This is a genomic window from Bradyrhizobium sp. LTSP857 (assembly GCF_000938285.1).
Lineage (GTDB): Bacteria > Pseudomonadota > Alphaproteobacteria > Rhizobiales > Xanthobacteraceae > Bradyrhizobium.
Genome location: NZ_JYMS01000018.1, coordinates 33,888 through 46,464, shown reverse-complemented (window position 1 = coordinate 46,464; position 12,577 = coordinate 33,888). Strand labels below are relative to the sequence as shown.

Here is a 12,577-nt window from a genome sequence, read left to right as displayed (position 1 = left end):
ATCAGTGCGTCTATTTCCCGGCGCTCTCGGACCAGCGCGCCATCAGCGTGTTCGACGGCAGCGCCTCGTCGACGAGCTTTTTCGCGGTCTCGACGCCGGCCACCGGAAGCTTCTTCGGATCGAGCAGCCCGATCTGCACCAGCACCGAGGCCTGATCCCAGTAGATGTGCTCGTTGTAGAGCTTGTCACCGCGGAAGCGCACGATCGCGACCAGCGGAATCTCGACGTATTTGCCGGTCGGCGGCACACCCGGCAGCATCCAGTCGATCTCGATGTCGTGGGTGAAGCAGAACAGCATCTCGTCGACGATGCGGTCGGCACCGATGGTGCGCGAGATCGGCACCAGCTTGGTGTCCTGCGGCGTCTTCGGGATGAAATGGTTCTTGTAGAAACGCAGCAGGTCGCGGTAGCCGACCCCGCCGGTCATGGTCGGGATGTGGTTGACATAGGGCTCGGCGACCATGGTGGTCATGGTCTCCTCCGCCGAACGCGTCACGAATTCGAGCTCGGTATGCCGGTCCCACAATGTCGAGAGGTCATAGTGCGGGCCCAGGACTTTGCGGAACAGCGCGATCGAGCGCGAATGCGCCATCAGCGTCGCAGGCTTGTTGAAGCTGGTCCGCTCCGGCGCCGCGAAGGCATGGTCGCAGCCGGGATAGAGATAGGACTCGACGTCGGGACGGCCCTTGAACGCGGCCGTGATCTGCGCGCGCGCTTCCGGCGGCGCAAAGCGGTCGAGCTCGGCAAAGTGGAAGACCATCGGGCCTTTCACCTGACCGGCCTCGGCGAGATCGGCCTCGATGCCGACACCGTAATAGCTGACCGCGCAATCGACATCGGTACGCGCGGCAACAAGGTAGGCGAGCTTGCCGCCGAGACAGAAGCCGAGCGCGCCGACCTTGCCCTTGCATTCGGGGCGCGCACGCAGGACCTTCAGCGCGTCCGCGGCATCCTTGATCGACTGGTTGGCGTCGAAGCGCTGGTAGTAGCCCATCGCCTTGCCGAAATCGGCCTCGGTGTAGCCGAGCTCGATGCCGGGCTCCATGCGCCAGAACAGATCCGGCGCGAGCACGACATAGCCTTCCTCGGCATAGTAGTCGGCGACCTCGCGCATCGATTTGTTGACGCCGAAAATCTCCTGCAACAGCAGGATGCCGGGACCGGAACCTGACGCGGGGACCGCGAGATACCCCTTGAAGCTGCCGCCATCCTTGGCAGCGATGTCGATCCATTGTCCGGCCATCGTTCGATCCCTTCTCGTCGTTGAGTCCCTAGGGTCTTCCCTCCGGCGCGTCTGTTTGACGCGTCCTGCATGAGCCGAAGGCCTTGCCTTTTTCATCATGCTTTCTTAATTGAACTTTTAATGTAAGAATCCAACTTGTAAATAGCATAGATTGAGCACAGCCTGCCTAGGCCGTAAGCGAGGCGGGAATCAGGAGACGATTTTGCGGAAGACTGAGAAGGCTGCGGCGAAACGAACCGGCGCGACGGTCAAGCCGAAGCAGCAGCGAGCCTCCAACGAGCGGCCGGGCTCCTGGCACCTGGCGCGCAGTGAAACCGAGCGGCGGCTGTCGGAATTCGAGTTCAGGGTGGAGCGGCTGGCGCAGGCCTATTACCGCTGGAAAGCCGCGTGCCTTGCGGCCGTCTGCGACGTCCCGTTGACGGGTGACGATGTTGCCGTGCTCAACGTGGTCAGGATGGGTGACGAACCGAAACGGCTGTCCGAGATAGGTCAGTTGCTCAACCGCGTCGACGTCCCCAACCTGCAATACGCCACGCGCAAGCTGGTGAAGGCCGGCCTGATCGAGACCGAAGGTTCGTCATCGCGCAAGGAGACGCGCTATCGCCCGACCGAGACGGGCCACTCCGTCACCGAAGCCTATGCGGCCTTGCGCGCCGCGACCTTGCCGCCGATGCTGGAGGCGCTCGAAGGCTGGGCGGAAAAGTCCGAGGCCGCAGGCAGCCATCTCGAGCTGGTGTCGAGCCTCTATACCCAGGCAGCCCAGGTCGCGATCACCAGACGGCACCAGCCATAAGGGATTGTCCCGCGCGATCCATGGCGATTGCAGACGAAAAACTGGCGATCCCGGCATGACTCGAACATGCGACCTACGGTTTAGGAAACCGTCGCTCTATCCGGCTGAGCTACGGGACCGCGGAACCCGCTGAGCGGGTTACCGGCCCGTTCATATCAAAGCAGCGGCGGGACCGGAAGCCTACACTTCGCAGGCCGGGCGGGAGCTTCAGGGCCTTACGCCCTGATATTGTTGTCCCGCACCACCTTGCCCCAATAGGCGACCTGCGTGTCGAAGAAGGTCTTGAACGCAGGCCCGTCCTCGAGCAGCAGCGTCATCTGCTGGGTCTCCTTCAACTGGGTGGCAGTCGCCGGCTCACTCAGGATCTCCTTGGTCGACGCCGCCATTGCCGCGACGATGTCGGGCGGCGTGCCTGTGGGCGCGAAGATGCCCCACCAGGCAAGCGTCTCGAAATCCGGGAAGCCGGCCTCGATCGCGGTTGGCGTATCCGGCAGCAGCGGCAGACGCTGGCGGCCGAGTTGCAGGATCGGGCGCAGCAGATTGGTGCCGAGTTGGGCCGCGACCAGCGCCGCCGAACCCGCAATGAGATCGACATGGCCGCCGAGCACGTCGTTCATGGCAGGCCCGCCGCCGCGATAGGGCACATGGGTGATCTCGACGCCGGCCTTGTTGCCGAGCACGGTCATGGCGAGATGGCCAAGCGTGCCGATGCCGACGGAGGCGTATTTCACCGCGCCCGGGGACGCCTTGCAGGCCGCCACCACGTCGGCAAAGCTCTTGTAGGGCCGGCTGGCATTGGCCGCGATCACGTAAGGCGCGGTGCCGACCAGGAACACCGGCATCAGCTCGCGCTCGACGTCGACCGGCGGCTTGTCGAGAATGGACGGGATCACCGCGTGGGAATCGAAGGTGACGAGGAACGAGGAGCCGTCCGGCGGGCTCTTGGCGACCTGCGCCGCGCCGAGCGCACCGGCGGCGCCCGATTTGTTCTCGACCACGACAATGCGGTTGAGCCTGGTTTGCAGATTGCTTTGAAGCAGCCTCGCCATCGCATCGGTCGATCCGCCCGGCGGAAACGGCACCACCAGCGTGATCTTGCCGGCCTGAGCCGCCGCCGGCGTCATTGCGAGAATGGCCGGCGCAGCCAGCAGCGCGCGTCGTGTGATCGTCATGGTCGCCTCCCTTTTTTGTTTTGCCGCTCCGCTTTTTGCTTTTGAGCGTTAGGTCGTCCCGAAACCGGACCCCGCTTTTTTATATTCCGGCCGCGGTGGGCTAAAGATGTCCAGCACGCGGGCGCCGTCAGGTCCGGCACGCATGGTGTGCGGCACATTGCCGGGCGTGCGCCAGAAATCGCCCTTCTTCACGGAAATCTCCTCGTCACCCTGGACGCGGATCGCCGAGCCGTCGAGCAGCACACCCCACTGCTCTTCGGGATGATGATGCAGCGTGCCTTGCGCATGCGGCGCCAGTGTCACCACCGACAGCATGGCCTGCTCGCCGGAGAAGATGCGCGTGGTCAGCCCCGGCGCGAGCTCACGAAACAGCCCATCGCTGGCGTCGTCGAGATTGTGGAACTCTTCCTTTTGGCTCACGCCCGTTCTCCCTGCCCTGCTTCGATTATGACTTGCCGTAGGAGCCCTGGTAGCGGCCCTCGCGGATCGCCTTCAGTGTCCCCTCCTCGCGCGTGATCTGAGCACGCACCGCCTCCAGCAGCGCCGCTGCGCCCGCGGCGGGAAACGACACCACGCCGTCCTCGTCGCCGACGACGATGTCGCCGGGCGAGATCACGCTGCCTCCGATCGAGACCGGGACGTTGATCTCGCCGGGGCCGTTCTTGTAGGGCCCGCGATGGATCACCGCGCGGGCATAGCAGGGAAAGTCATCGCCGGCGAAGGCCGCGACATCGCGGATGGCGCCGTCGATCACATAGCCTTCCGCTTTGCGCCACTGTGCGATGTTCTTCATGATCTCGCCGACCAGCGCCCTTGTCTCGTCGCCGCCGCCGTCGACCACGATGACGTCGCCGGGGCCGACCAGCTCGAGCGCGCGGTGGATGGCGAGATTGTCGCCGGGCCGGGTGCGCACCGTGAAGGCCGTCCCCACCAGCTTGCCGCCGCGGTGATAGGGCTTTAGCCCGACCGCGCCGGGCAGACGGGCGAGATTATCGGAAATGATCGAAGTCGGCGCGACCCGAAAACCCTCGATGATGTCGGTCGGCGGCTTCGGCACGCTGTTGGCAGCGATGGTAATGGTCATACGTTCAGTCCTTCCGTGATTTCTCTTAGTCGGCGTGCGCCTTCGAAGGCGTCATCCGGAACGCGCGCCCCTCCTTCATCCACGCCGCGCGCTCGTCGCGCAACAGCGTGCGGCGAACTTTTCCGGAATCATCGCGCGGCGGGGCGCTGACGATCTCGAAACTCTCCGGATGCTTGTAGCGGCTGAGCTTGTCCTTCAAAAAATCCGCCATGCCGTCGGCGATCGCCTGACCGTCAGCGCCGGCCTCCGGCTCGATGATGGCATGCACGCGCTGGCCGAATTCCGGATCGGGCAATCCCACCACCACGCAGGAGCGCACGCCGGGACAAGCGGAAACCGCGGCCTCGACCTCGGCCGGATAGATGTTGGCGCCGCCGCGCAGCACCATATCGGCGAGACGGTCGCCGAGATAAAGATAGCCCTCTGCATCGAGCCTGCCGATATCGCCGAGCGATTCCCAGCCGTCGGTGCGGCGCTTCGGCTCGGCGCCGACATAGTGATAGGTGGCGTCAGTGCCGTCATTGTTGAGGAAATAGATCTCGCCGGTCTCGCCCGGCGCGACGTCCTTGCCGTCCTCACTGAGGATACGTAAGCGCGCCATCTCGCCGATCTTGCCGACCGAGCCCTTGTGCGTCAGCCATTCCGTGCCGGAGATGATGCAGGAGCCCTGCCGCTCGGTGCCCCCATAGAGCTCCCAGACCCGCTCCGGTCCGAGCCAGGCGATCCAGTTCTCCTTCAGCCAGGGCGGCATCGGAGCCGCCATGTGGAACACGGTCTGGAGGCTCGACACATCGTAGGAATTGCGCACGTCCTCCGGCAGCGCCCAGATCCGGTGCATCATGGTCGGCACGAAATTAACCCATTGCACGCGCTCGCGCGCGATCAGCCGCAGCGTTTCCTCGGCGTCGAACTTGACGAGACCAGTGAGCCGGCCGCCGCCGAACAGCGCATAGTGCGACAGGATGAACGGCGCATTGTGATAGAGCGGCCCCGGATTGAGCAGCGAGGCGCCGGTGGGGATGTTGAGCGGCAGCGGGGCGACGGTGTCGGTCACGGCCGGATGGTGATCGAGGATCACTTTTGGGCGGCCGGTCGAGCCGCCGCTGGTCATGGCCTTCCAGTAGCGCGCCACCGGCGGGTTGAGCTGCTCATCGGAAAAACCCTCCGGCACGAAATCGGCAGGCAACCGGTTCGGCGCATTCCAGTCGGCTTCGCCGCCGACCACCAGCGCCGGCTTCAAAATGTCGAGCACGGCAGCGGCTTCGCCGCGCGGNGGCAGCCGCCATGACAGCGAGGTCGGTGTCGCCCCGCATTTCCACACCGCAAACGAGGTCTCGAAGAATGCATTGCCATTGGGCAGGCCGATTGCGACAAAATCGCCGGGCTTGACGCCCTTCGCCGCGAACGCCCGGGCGCGCCTGTTGGCGCCGCGTTCGAGCTCGTCCCATGTCAGCGTGTCCTGCCCATGGCGGACGGCGATCGTGCCTTGCGGTTTGCGTTGCGCGTACCAGCGCGGCACGTCGGACAGGGGCAGCAGCATCAGGCGTTTCCAGTTCGTCTTCTTGGCGCCGCCTCAGGGCGAGGCGGTCACGGGACGAAGTGTAACAGCCGGAGCCAACCCTTCAAGGTGCCTGCCTTCAAGGTGCCCGCCTTCAAGGCGTCCGCATCAGCGCTCCGCCCCGCAGCCCGGAATATCGAACAGCGCCGCAAGGCCGCATTTCGAGGTCAGCATCTTGTCACCGTCATGGCCGACGCCGGCGACGTCCCACACCCTGTGATTGGGTGTGCCGTGGTCGCGCTTCGCCATCGCGTCCACATAGGCGTGACCGCGGGCGTAGCGATAAGGGCCTTGTGCCTTGGCCATGCAGCTCTTGTCGAGCGCAGGATGCTCCGGATTGGTGTCGAGCGTGCCGAGCAGGTAGATCACGTCGCGTTCGACATAACGCTGCTCGAGCGCAGCCGGCGTCGCGTCGGCGAGATAAAGCGGGCGTTCGTCCATGCCGTATTTCCAGTTATTGTAGCCCGGGCAGGACGCAGCAACAGCGGGCACGGGCCGATCGGCACTGAAATACGCATAGGACGACGGGTTGGCGACGACATAGCGGACATCGATGTGCTGGCGCGACAGCGCCGCCTCGCCCTTGCCGGCGATGGCGTAGCGCTGCGCGACCTGGCCGCCGCCGGAATGACCGGCAACCACGACCTGCTTCAGGTTCGGGAAGATGCGCCGGTCGGACAATTTTGCGAGGATCGCATCCAGCGCCTCGAAAGAAGACACCGGGTTCGGCGCAAGCGCCGCATCGCCGCCCTCCCATCCCTCCAGCGACCAGCGCAACGTTTCAGCGGGCAGCTTGTGCGCTTCGATATCAATCTCCGCCAGGAACTGCGGCACGATCATGATCGCGCTCTTGCCATCGTTGCCCGCTGCGACCTGCGCGGTGTTGGCTGAAATATAATACTCGTCGGCGTTGCGCAGGCGTCCGTGCAGCACGATGATCGCGCGAGAGATCGCCGGTAACGGCATCGACCAGTCGCTGGACACGTAAAGCGGCAAAATGCCCTGCCCGCCGACCGAAAGCCGCGCATCGGCAATCGCCTTCACCGGCTTGCGGTTGGGAGCATCCTCATCCGCGGCGCGCGCATGGCCGCAAATGAGCGCCAAAGCGATTACGGCAAGACCGGCCAGCGCTCTCATGTCGTCCCCCTCGAATTCAAATCGACCAAACTCTACGCGCATCGGATAGTGCGCGGCTGTGACTGCCGCGCCACGTCAAGCAAAAAATGTCAGCATCCCAGCCATGAAATTCCCGGGTTCCATGGGTGACAAGCCGGCGATAAAGGGGCAAAAATCTGTTCCGACTCAGTTCGGGTTGAGTTTTGCAAGGAATGCTCTCGTAGAATGTCGGACGTAGTTGCATCGCGTCGCGCGGCGCCGCTTCTCGTTGCCGCAGCAGGGTTTTTTCTGCTGACGTCGTCGCATGTCCACGCCCAATGGTGGAAGCGCGCACCGGTCGATTTCGAGGAATGCGCCGACGCGGCCGAGAAAGCCGCGACCAAGGCCGAGAAGACATCAGCACTTGCCGACTGCAACGCCAAGTTCGCGGGCCGCCGCAAGACCGGCGGTGGCTACACCTATTACGACTTCCTGCAAGACCGCACCTTCGACATCGCCGGACCCAATCCGACGCCGGAGGAGCAGAAGAAGATCGACGAATCCTACACCGCCTATCTCGCCAATCAGCGCCGCAGCACCGTCGTGGCCGATGCCCTCGCGCGCCAGCAACAGGAACAACAGGCGCAACAGATCCAGCAGGTGGCGCTGCGCACCGAGGTCGAGCGCGTGCCCGTTCCGGTCGAGCGGCCCAAGGTCTTACAGGCCGGCGGCGATCCGCGATCACGGCAAAAGGGCGCGAACTGCACCAAGAGTGCATTCTCCTGCGAATGGCCGCGCCTGTCGGAGGGATTGAGCGATCTGAAGAAGATGTTCAGCCCGACGCCAAGCAAGCCGGCGAAGAAGGGCTGAGTTTCTCACGCTAAATGTAGGGTGGGCAAAGGCGCGCCCTTCGCGCGCCGTGCCCACCACCGAACAGCTGGAGGAAATGGTGGGCACGCTTCGCTTTGCCCACCCTACAATTGCTGAGGATGTGGCCTCCGCTTGCCGCCTCACACCCAAGGCCACGCTTCAATTCGGCTGCTTCTTCTTGCTACGCTTGGGTGTCACCGTGGGCGGCGTCACAGGTGTCGTCGTCGAACCCCCCAACGCCTTGCGGCTCTCCTGCAAGCGTGCGTCATAACCGGGAGAGTTCATGACGGTCGGGGGCCTTGCCTCCGCGAACGTGGAAGCGCCGCAGAACGCCGCGAACACGATACCGACCATCAAACATCGCCTCATCGCATTCCTCCATCGCGCTCAAGCCACACCGCGAATCTGCTGCGGCGTCAGCCCGGGCGGGCCCGCGGCCGCCGTCTCGGCGTCCTTGATCAGCGCAACAATGCGGCGCATCAGCGGCACATCGACATTGTTCTGCTCGGCCAGCGCAATGACCGCACCCTGGAGGTAGTCGATCTCGGTCCGGCGCCCCTGCTTCAAATCCTGCCACATCGAGGAGCGCGCCTCTGGATCGATCTTCATCGTCCGCCCCAGGATCGCGCTGAAGATCATATCGGGCAACCTCAGCATTGTCGGCATCCAGTTCGGCGGGATCGGCGTCGCCGAGGCCGGCGTGATGCCGGCAGCCTTCAGTGTGGCGAGCCCTTCCGCCATCTGGTCGGCAAACAATTTTCGCCATTCGCGATTCGCCAGTTGCGCGGCGAGCGGCATGTCGGACAACGCGCTGAGCGCATTGTTCAAATTGATGATCAGCTTGCCCCATTGCACGCCGGTGATGTCACGGCTCGCGCGCACGGTGAGACCGGGCGCCGAGAGTGCCGCGGCCGTGTTGTCCGCATCTTCACCGACATGAATGTCGCCCGAGGTCGAGCGATGGAAGCGGCCCTCGCCCATCGCAATCACGTTGAACGGCACCATGCCGGCGAGCACGCGCCGACCGCCGAGCCGCTGATGCAGCGCGTCGACATTGCCGACGCCGTTCTGAAGGGAGACGATGACGGCATCCTGCGGCGCATGCTGCGCGATCTGGTCCGCGACATCAGCGGTGTCGGCGCTCTTCACGGTGACCAGCACGATTCCGGCGCTGTGGAAGATCGCGGGATCGTCCGACAGTGCAATCTGACCGGCGCCTAACTTCTGCTCGGAGCCGTCGAAATCGGTCAGCCGCAGGCCGAACCGCTCGATCTCGGTCTTCACCCGCGGCCGCACCAAAAGCGCAACGCGACGGTCGGCGGCGGCCAGCTGGCCTCCGACAAAACAGCCGATGGCGCCCGCGCCGGCCACTACGATCGATCGATCCGTAACCACGTGGCTTGCTCCCTGAATGACCGGCCCTCGATAGCAGAGCCGACGCTGGCTGCCCATCGCCCGGTTGCGGCGCAATCGCCTTGTAACCGTCATGAGAGCCTCATATGTTTTCGACAGGGGCTTGTTACCGGCAAGAGAGCGCCAAAGGAGAACGCCATGGGTTTACTCGACGTCCTCAACGGCATGCAGAACGGCCCTCGCGGCCCGAGCGCGCCGAGTTCACAATCCTCATCCAGCGGCGGCATGTCGCCCATGACCATGGCGATCCTTGGTCTGCTGGCCTGGAAGACTTTCAAGCATTTGACGGCAGGCCAGCCGGGCGCAGCGCCGCAGACGGCGCCGACCTCTGTGCCGCCGCCGGTGAATGCGGGTCCGGGCGGAGGCCTGGGTGGCGCGCTTGGAGGTGCTCTTGGCGGAGGCGGCGGCCTCGGTGATGTGCTCAAGGGTGGCCTCGGCGGCCTGCTTGCGGGCGGCGCGGCCGGCAGTGTGCTCAGCGGCGGGCTCGGCGATCTCCTCAACCAGCTTCAGCAGGGCGGCCACGGCGAGACCGCCAACACCTGGGTCGGCAAGGGCGAGAACAAGCCTATCGCCCCCGGTGATCTCGCCAATGCACTCGGCGCCGATCAGATCCAAAGCCTCACCGCCCAGAGCGGCCTGTCGCGCGACGAGCTGCTCTCCGGCCTCAGCCAGTATCTGCCGCGGGTGATCGACCATTTGACGCCGGACGGACGGCTGCCGACCGAGAACGAGATCTCGGACAGAGTCTGATTTTAGTCAAACCGAGGGGAGCACTGACATGAGCATGGGCGGCATCTTGTGGATCATCGTCGTCGGCTTCGTCGCCGGCCTTATCGCACGCTGGCTGGCGCCGGGGCCGAACAACCCGTCAGGCTTCATCCTGACCACCATCCTCGGCATCGTCGGTGCGTTTCTCGCGACCTTCATCGGCCAGGCCATCGGCCATTACGGTCCAGACCAGGGCGCCGGCTTCATCATGGCCACCATCGGCGCCGTGGTGGTGCTGTTCATCTGGCACCGGCTGGTGGCGAGCGGCGTGATCAAGGGGTAGTCGACCGCCGCTTTGCAGCGTGACCTGTCGACAGATTCGGTGGCTATGGGTCCCGGCGAAGGCCGGGACCCATAGCCACCGAATTTGGCTTGGCGAAGATTGGTGGTTGCCGACTTCGTACGACAACCACGGCCTGTGGTTATGGGTCCCGGCCTTCGCCGGGACGACGGTTGTGTTTGCCGCGCTAGCGGAGCGCACTCACGTCACCAAATGCATCCCGGCATCCATGCGCACGATCTCGCCGGTCATGTTGCTCGACGCCGGCATCGCCAGGAAGCAGACGAGCTGGGCGATGTCATCAGCGGTTGAGGCGACCTTGAGCGGCACCTTCGCCACCACGCTGTCGCGCACCTGCTTGGCGCCGGCTTCGCCGCGACCCTTGGTGAACCAGGGCGTGTCGATATAGCCGGGGCACACCGTGTTGACGCGGATCAGCGGCGCCAGCGCACGTGACAGCGACAGCGTCATCGTGTTCAGCGCGCCCTTACTTGCAGCGTACGCAATCGACGAGCCGACGCCGCTGATGCCGGCCACTGAAGAGACGTTCACCACTGCCGACGGCCGCCCCGACGCCTTCGCGCCGGCCTCGAGCAGGCTGCGCGCGGCGCGTACCATCTGGAACGGGCCGATGGTGTTGACGCCGTAGAGTCGCTGGAAATCTTCAGCCGACAATCCATCGAGGTCGGCATGCGCGACGTGCTTGGTAGTGCCGGCATTGTTGACGAGGATGTCGAGCCGGCCCCAGGGCGCTGCTGCCGCCACGATCTTGCGGCAATCCTCGTCGCGCGAGACATCGCCTTGCGCGACCAGAACTTCCGCCGCGCCCGCCTTGCGGCAGACTTCCGCGGTCGCCTCGGCTTCCTTCTGGCTCGAGGAATAGTTGATGACGAGCCGCGCCCCACTCCGCGCGAGAATTTCAGCGGTCGCTGCGCCGAGCCCGGATGCCGACCCCGTCACGATTGCGCACAAACTGTCCTTTGCCATCCGGATTTCCTTCCCCGTTATTAAATTGCCGACGCCCTGTTTAGCGAGTTTGCCGCGCCCTGCAAATCGAGCAAACTCCGCTAAGCGGAATTAGTCCAGATCGGTCTTGTCCCCATGCCGACGCCGCAGATGGACCTGCGATCCACGCTTGTCAGAGCCATGGCTTTTTCCGATCATCCGGCGCAAGAAGAGACTGCGCGGCGGCCCATCGGGCGGAACGCGCCAATGGTAAAACACGGGGAACGCTGTGGCGGAGAGTGACAATATCGTCGTCGAGACCGCGGAGAAAATCTTCGCCGATCTCGCCGATCCGCAGACCATCAACAACGACAAGAAGAATTCGTGGCAGGCGCCGCTGTGGCAGGCGCTGAGCGAAGCCGGCCTGCCGCTATCCTGGGTGCCTGATGATCTCGGCGGCTCCGGCGCGAGCCTCGCTGACGGCTTTGCGCTTCTCAACGCCGCCGGCCGTTTCGCCGTCGCGGTTCCCCTGGCCGAGACCATGCTCGCAGGCTGGCTGCTCGCGCAAGCGAAGATTACATCACCCGAAGGTGAGATGACGGTGCTGCCGGCGTCTCCGAAGGATCGCATCACGCTCGCCCCAGACGGCTCGCTCTCCGGCCGCGCCCGTGGCGTGCCGTTTGCGAAAGCGGCCAGGCATTTTGCGGTGCTGGCGCACGGCAAGGACGGCTTCTCGATCGCATTGGTCGACGTGAGCAAGGGCCGGATCGAATCCGGGCTCAATGTCGGCTACGACCATAGCGACACCGTCACGCTCGACAAAGTCCAGCCCGTCACCATCAAGCCCGCGCCAAAGGAGTTTGACCAAACCACAATGATGCTGATGGGCGGTGTCGCGCGCAGCCTTCAGATCGCCGGCGCGCTGGAAGCGATGCTTGACATCTCCGTGCGTTACTCCAACGAGCGCGTCGCCTTCGAGAAGAAGATTTCGAAATTCCAGGCCGTGCAGCACAATCTCGCGCGCCTCGCCGGCGAGTCCGCCGCAGCGCTGGCTGCCGCAACGTCAGCAGCCGACGCGATCGCGAACGCAAAGTCCTTCGACGACGAGGTTTACCTCGAAGCCGCCTCGGCAAAGATCCGCTGCGCGGAAGCTGCAGAAAAGGGCGGTGCCATCGCGCATCAGGTACACGGCGCCATCGGCTTCACCAACGAGCACATCCTGCACCGCTATTCGCTGCGGGCGTTGGCCTGGCGCGACGATTTCGGTTCGGAGAGCCACTGGGCCGTCGAGCTCGGCAAGCTCGTCGCCAATCGCGGCGCCGATGAATTGTGGCCGCTCGTGGCGTCGCGCTGATC

14 protein-coding genes, 1 tRNA gene and 1 pseudogene are annotated in these 12,577 nt (G+C 64.5%); 5 read left to right on the top strand and 11 right to left on the bottom strand.

The window, feature by feature from the left end; translation table 11 throughout:
* Positions 1–10: 10 nt before the first annotated feature.
* Positions 11–1,243 carry a dienelactone hydrolase family protein gene (locus UP06_RS09565; RefSeq protein ID WP_045002304.1) on the bottom strand — a complete coding sequence of 411 codons (1,233 nt, stop codon included), beginning with the start codon at positions 1,241–1,243 and terminating at the stop codon, positions 11–13.
* Positions 1,244–1,445: 202 nt separating this feature from the next.
* Between UP06_RS09565 and UP06_RS09560 the strand changes: the two genes are divergently transcribed.
* Positions 1,446–2,036, top strand: a complete 591-nt coding sequence (locus UP06_RS09560; RefSeq protein WP_045002303.1) for a helix-turn-helix domain-containing protein — start codon at positions 1,446–1,448, stop codon at positions 2,034–2,036.
* Between the two features lie 42 nt (positions 2,037–2,078).
* On the opposite strand, the gene UP06_RS09555 is transcribed toward UP06_RS09560, so the two are convergent.
* From UP06_RS09555 to UP06_RS09530, 7 genes and pseudogenes are all read right to left on the bottom strand, one after another.
* Positions 2,079–2,155 (bottom strand) — tRNA-Arg (locus tag UP06_RS09555).
* Positions 2,156–2,251: 96 nt separating this feature from the next.
* The gene (locus tag UP06_RS09550; protein ID WP_045002302.1) at positions 2,252–3,208 is read right to left on the bottom strand and encodes a tripartite tricarboxylate transporter substrate-binding protein; all 957 of its coding nucleotides are present in this window, start codon (positions 3,206–3,208) and stop codon (positions 2,252–2,254) included.
* A gap of 48 nt (positions 3,209–3,256) precedes the next feature.
* Positions 3,257–3,628, bottom strand: coding sequence for a cupin domain-containing protein (locus UP06_RS09545; protein ID WP_045002301.1), 372 nt, complete (start codon positions 3,626–3,628; stop codon positions 3,257–3,259).
* A 25-nt stretch (positions 3,629–3,653) separates the two neighbouring features.
* Positions 3,654–4,292 (bottom strand): RraA family protein, encoded by a 639-nt coding sequence (locus tag UP06_RS09540; protein ID WP_045002300.1) that lies wholly within the window; start codon positions 4,290–4,292, stop codon positions 3,654–3,656.
* A gap of 25 nt (positions 4,293–4,317) precedes the next feature.
* A pseudogene (locus UP06_RS09535) lies at positions 4,318–5,565 on the bottom strand (AMP-binding protein); the annotation flags it as partial.
* Between the two features lies 1 nt (position 5,566).
* Positions 5,567–5,832: AMP-binding protein (locus tag UP06_RS41980; protein ID WP_245305442.1), on the bottom strand; the 266-nt coding region annotated here is incomplete at its 3' end.
* 126 nt (positions 5,833–5,958) lie between these two features.
* Entirely contained in the window at positions 5,959–6,987 is a 1,029-nt protein-coding gene (locus UP06_RS09530) for an alpha/beta hydrolase (protein WP_045002298.1), read from the bottom strand.
* Between the two features lie 204 nt (positions 6,988–7,191).
* Between UP06_RS09530 and UP06_RS09525 the strand changes: the two genes are divergently transcribed.
* On the top strand, positions 7,192–7,815 hold the full coding sequence (locus UP06_RS09525; RefSeq protein ID WP_045002297.1) for a hypothetical protein: 624 nt from the start codon (positions 7,192–7,194) through the stop codon (positions 7,813–7,815).
* 159 nt (positions 7,816–7,974) lie between these two features.
* On the opposite strand, the gene UP06_RS09520 is transcribed toward UP06_RS09525, so the two are convergent.
* Positions 7,975–8,184, bottom strand: coding sequence for a hypothetical protein (locus UP06_RS09520; RefSeq protein ID WP_045002296.1), 210 nt, complete (start codon positions 8,182–8,184; stop codon positions 7,975–7,977).
* A gap of 18 nt (positions 8,185–8,202) precedes the next feature.
* Positions 8,203–9,210 carry a 2-dehydropantoate 2-reductase gene (locus tag UP06_RS09515; protein WP_045002342.1) on the bottom strand — a complete coding sequence of 336 codons (1,008 nt, stop codon included), beginning with the start codon at positions 9,208–9,210 and terminating at the stop codon, positions 8,203–8,205.
* A 156-nt stretch (positions 9,211–9,366) separates the two neighbouring features.
* Here UP06_RS09515 and UP06_RS09510 point away from each other — a divergent pair, with 156 nt between their 5' ends.
* Both UP06_RS09510 and UP06_RS09505 read left to right on the top strand, forming a co-directional pair.
* Positions 9,367–9,978: a YidB family protein gene (locus UP06_RS09510; protein ID WP_045002295.1), complete on the top strand. Its 612-nt coding sequence runs from the start codon at positions 9,367–9,369 to the stop codon at positions 9,976–9,978.
* 28 nt (positions 9,979–10,006) lie between these two features.
* Positions 10,007–10,279: a GlsB/YeaQ/YmgE family stress response membrane protein gene (locus UP06_RS09505; RefSeq protein WP_197087151.1), complete on the top strand. Its 273-nt coding sequence runs from the start codon at positions 10,007–10,009 to the stop codon at positions 10,277–10,279.
* A gap of 198 nt (positions 10,280–10,477) precedes the next feature.
* On the opposite strand, the gene UP06_RS09500 is transcribed toward UP06_RS09505, so the two are convergent.
* Positions 10,478–11,263, bottom strand: a complete 786-nt coding sequence (locus tag UP06_RS09500; RefSeq protein ID WP_045002293.1) for an SDR family NAD(P)-dependent oxidoreductase — start codon at positions 11,261–11,263, stop codon at positions 10,478–10,480.
* 247 nt (positions 11,264–11,510) lie between these two features.
* On the opposite strand from UP06_RS09500, the gene UP06_RS09495 reads away from it, so the two are divergent.
* Entirely contained in the window at positions 11,511–12,575 is a 1,065-nt protein-coding gene (locus tag UP06_RS09495) for an acyl-CoA dehydrogenase family protein (protein ID WP_045002292.1), read from the top strand.
* Positions 12,576–12,577 lie beyond the last annotated feature (2 nt).

What these genes read in the sequence shown, in the direction of transcription:
- UP06_RS09530 (WP_045002298.1), bottom strand. Translation starts at nt 6,987, where the DNA reads ATGAGAGCGCTGGCCGGTCTTGCCGTAATCGCTTTGGCGCTCATTTGC.
- UP06_RS09565 (WP_045002304.1), bottom strand. Translation starts at nt 1,243, where the DNA reads ATGGCCGGACAATGGATCGACATCGCTGCCAAGGATGGCGGCAGCTTC.
- UP06_RS09520 (WP_045002296.1), bottom strand. Translation starts at nt 8,184, where the DNA reads ATGAGGCGATGTTTGATGGTCGGTATCGTGTTCGCGGCGTTCTGCGGC.
- UP06_RS09540 (WP_045002300.1), bottom strand. Translation starts at nt 4,292, where the DNA reads ATGACCATTACCATCGCTGCCAACAGCGTGCCGAAGCCGCCGACCGAC.
- UP06_RS09500 (WP_045002293.1), bottom strand. Translation starts at nt 11,263, where the DNA reads ATGGCAAAGGACAGTTTGTGCGCAATCGTGACGGGGTCGGCATCCGGG.
- UP06_RS09505 (WP_197087151.1), top strand. Translation starts at nt 10,007, where the DNA reads ATGAGCATGGGCGGCATCTTGTGGATCATCGTCGTCGGCTTCGTCGCC.
- UP06_RS09525 (WP_045002297.1), top strand. Translation starts at nt 7,192, where the DNA reads ATGTCGGACGTAGTTGCATCGCGTCGCGCGGCGCCGCTTCTCGTTGCC.
- UP06_RS09510 (WP_045002295.1), top strand. Translation starts at nt 9,367, where the DNA reads ATGGGTTTACTCGACGTCCTCAACGGCATGCAGAACGGCCCTCGCGGC.
- UP06_RS09550 (WP_045002302.1), bottom strand. Translation starts at nt 3,208, where the DNA reads ATGACGATCACACGACGCGCGCTGCTGGCTGCGCCGGCCATTCTCGCA.